The following is a 2,270-nucleotide window of genomic DNA, read 5'->3' as shown; positions in this document are numbered from 1 at the left end:
GGGCCGGTGCGGTCGGCGTGAACCTGGAGGACCGGTCCGGAGACGAGGATGCGCCGCTGTTCGGGCCGGGCGAGCAGGCCGATCGGCTCGCCGCGGCCCGCGCCGCGGCCCACCGCCTCGGCATCCCACTGTGGATCAACGCGCGGACCGACGTCTTCCTCGCCGGAGCCGGCCCGGCCGAGGGCCGTGTCCGGGCCGTGCTGGAGCGCTCGGAAGCGTACGCGGCGGCCGGCGCGGACAGTTTGTTCGTACCCGGCCTGGTCGATCCGGACGCCGTGGCCGAGCTGGCCGGCGGGCCGCTGCCGGTGGCGGTCATGGCGGGGCCCGGCGCGCCGGGTGTGGTGGAGCTGGCGGCGGCCGGTGTCGTCCGGATCAGCCTCGGCTCGGCCGTCGCGCAGGCCGCGTACGCCGTCGCGGCACGTGCGGCGGCGGAACTCGGCACGCACGGCACCTACGACGCGGCTGCGGGCGGTCTCGCGTACCCGGTGCTGAACGCTCTGATGACAGCGGAGGCCGGCCGCCGGCGGTGAGCGGGTGCGTCGCGGTCGTCAGCCGCGGTGGCCGGATCTGGTGTCGAGCAGCGCGGCCAGCTCGCGAGCGAGCAGTCCGAGGCTTTCGTCGCGGTAGACCCCGGCCAGCTCGTCGAGGAGCCGGGCGGTGACCGTGGCCTGAGCCGCGGTCACCACCACGTCGTGTCCGCTCTGGAATCCCTTGTCGGCGAGGCGTTCCCGCAGCCGCTCGGCGTACTCGTCGCGGTTGAGCGGGTTGCCCGCGCGATCGCGGACGGTCGCCGTCGGGCGTGGCGCGGCGACGCCGTTGGCCAACGCCGTGACGGACAAGGCGTGCTCGGGGCAGTAGTCGGTCTGCCGGATCGGATCGGCCGCCCAGCCGGCGGCGTGGTCACGAGCCCAGGAGCGGGCGTCGGTGTCACTGCGCCACGCCTCGATGGCCGCCGGCTCCACCTGGATCGAGCATCCCGCGACGTCGCAGCTGAGCACCACCCGCCGCAGCGCTCCGCCGCCCGCCTGGGACAGATGCACACTCACCGCGACCGCCGCTCAGTGACCTGTCGGGGGAATGTGTGACGACTCCCTCGCCTTGGCCTTGTTCAGCTTCTTCGCGGCCTGCTTCTCCTTCAGGGTCTTGCCCTGCTTCTTCGCATCGGATTTCCGAGGGGACTTGCCGGCCATGGTCGCTCCTTCATCGAGGTCCCTCGCGGCCCGGTCACCGATCCGATCGATCGGGTGGCTCGGCGTCTCGGCGAGGAACGAACGTGAGCCGGTGTGGCGGGCACCCTCGAAGCGGGATGTCGTCGATTCCGGAATATCGTCATCCTACCCGTGCGGAGGGCTGCCGGCTCCAGCGTTTCAGCGTTGCGGGATGCGGTCGTTCGCGACGGCGTTCTGCAGATCGTCGGCGAAGGCGCCGGGGTTTCTGGTGCGGACGTAGGTCGAGACGGCGTCGTAGAAGCCCTCCTGGAAGGCGGGGCTCATCGCCTCGCCGTGCGCCACGGACAGCAGCACCGGCGACGCCCAGAGCGCCTTCGAGGACTGCTGCTGGTAAGGGGGCAGTGCGGAGACGTCGACGTTGCGCAGCACCGGCACGGATCCCTTGGCCTTGTTGAAGGCGATCTGAGTCGCCGGTGTGCTGATGCCGCTCAGGAATCCCAGAGCGTTCTTGGCGTTCTCGGCCCTGGTGGCGGCGACGAAGACGTCGACGACGGCGAGGAAGCTGTCGCCGGTGCCGGGGAAGGCGGCGGCGCCGAAGTCCGCTCCCTCGCGCGCGCCGGCCGCGACCAGTTCCCCGTACGCCGAGTCGTTGACGGATGCGAAGGCGCAGCCGCCCGTGGCGAGCTTCTTGGCCGCGGCGTCCCAGGACAGCCCGCTCGCGTCGGGGTCGGCGTAGGTCAGCATGTCGCCGAAGGCCCGCAGCGCGGTGCGCACCTTGGCGCCGCGCCAGTCGAGCCGGTCGGCCGCCATGTCTTTCCAGCCGGCGGTGCCGATCGTGCTGAGCAGGGTGTTCTCGAACAGTTCGACGGTGGTGAACGGGTCCTTGGCGCCCAGGCAGAGGGCGGTCGCTCCGGAGGCCTCGACCTTCTTCAGGTCGGCCAGGAACCCGGTGAGCGTGTAGTCGCCGGCCGGCGGCGTGACACCGGCCTTCTCGAGCAGGCCGATGTTGAACCACAACACGTTGCTGCGGTGCGCCCCGGTCGGCACGCCGAAGGGCTTGCCGTCACGGTCGAGTGACTGCCGGATCGTCGGCTGCATCGC

At 71.9% G+C, this 2,270-nt stretch carries 4 protein-coding genes; 1 reads left to right on the top strand and 3 read right to left on the bottom strand.

The genetic code is table 11. The features are described from left to right. The coding region (locus tag AB0M20_RS39230; RefSeq protein ID WP_364306105.1) for an isocitrate lyase/phosphoenolpyruvate mutase family protein at positions 1–530 on the top strand (530 nt) is incomplete at its 5' end. Between the two features lie 18 nt (positions 531–548). Here AB0M20_RS39230 and AB0M20_RS39225 read toward each other — a convergent pair. The 3 genes from AB0M20_RS39225 to AB0M20_RS39215 all read right to left on the bottom strand — a co-directional run. Next, a complete protein-coding gene (locus tag AB0M20_RS39225) occupies positions 549–1,046 on the bottom strand; it encodes a hypothetical protein (protein ID WP_364306103.1) in 498 nt (165 codons plus the stop codon). Positions 1,047–1,058: 12 nt separating this feature from the next. Further along, the gene (locus tag AB0M20_RS39220; protein WP_364306101.1) at positions 1,059–1,190 is read right to left on the bottom strand and encodes a hypothetical protein; all 132 of its coding nucleotides are present in this window, start codon (positions 1,188–1,190) and stop codon (positions 1,059–1,061) included. 177 nt (positions 1,191–1,367) lie between these two features. After that, the coding region (locus AB0M20_RS39215) for an ABC transporter substrate-binding protein (protein ID WP_364306100.1) at positions 1,368–2,270 on the bottom strand (903 nt) is incomplete at its 5' end.

The sequence above is a fragment of the Actinoplanes sp. NPDC051633 genome (genome assembly GCF_040681735.1).
Classification (GTDB): domain Bacteria; phylum Actinomycetota; class Actinomycetes; order Mycobacteriales; family Micromonosporaceae; genus Actinoplanes.
The sequence above is the reverse complement of the archived record's forward strand: the minus strand, read 5'-3'. Positions and strand labels throughout refer to the sequence as shown.

Coding starts and splice junctions, on each gene's coding strand:
- AB0M20_RS39220 (WP_364306101.1), bottom strand. CDS start 1,190: ATGGCCGGCAAGTCCCCTCGGAAATCCGATGCGAAGAAGCAGGGCAAG.